The sequence below is a fragment of the Streptomyces bambusae genome (assembly GCF_019400985.1).
GTDB classification, from domain to species: Bacteria; Actinomycetota; Actinomycetes; order Streptomycetales; family Streptomycetaceae; genus Streptomyces; species Streptomyces bambusae_A.
Map to the genome: position 1 here is coordinate 1 of NZ_WTFF01000735.1, position 601 is coordinate 601.

Here is a 601-nt window from a genome sequence, read left to right on the forward strand (position 1 = left end):
GGGCCGCGCGCAGCAGTTGCGCCCAGGCGGCCCGGTCGGCGGCGGCCGGGTCGAGGGCGACCCGGTGGGTCCGGGCGCCGTGGGCGGTGAGGGCCTCCTCGACCCGCTCGTCGCCGGGGGCGCCGGGGGTGAGCAGGAGCCAGGTGCCGGCGAGGGAGGCGGCCGGGCCGTCGGGGCGGTGCTTCCACACGACGCGGTAGCGGCGGGCGTCGAGCGCGTTCGCCTCGCGCCGGCGGCGGCGCCACGCGGTCAGCGCGGGCAGCAGGTCGTGCAGCGGCTGGGCGTCGGCCAGTTCGAGGGTCCCGGCGAGCGCGTCGGCGTCCGCCCGCTCGACGGACTCCCAGAAGGCGGCCTCGGCCTCGTCCACGACGGCGGGGATCCGGCCGCCGCCGGTCCCCTCCAGCCAGTACGTGCGCCGCTGGAAGGCGTACGTGGGCAGCTCGACGGGGGCGTCGGGGGTCTCCCCGACGGCCTGCCAGTCGACGGGCGCGCCGTGCGTCCAGGCCTCGGCGAGGGAGGCCAGGAGGCGCTGCGGACCGCCCTCGTCACGGCGCAGGGTCCCCTGCGTGACGGCCGTGGAGCCGGCCGCGTCGATCGACTC

Annotated in this window: 1 pseudogene; it reads right to left on the bottom strand. The window is 79.7% G+C overall.

The window, feature by feature from the left end:
- A pseudogene (locus GPJ59_RS36785) lies at nt 1-601 on the bottom strand (polyketide synthase); the annotation flags it as partial.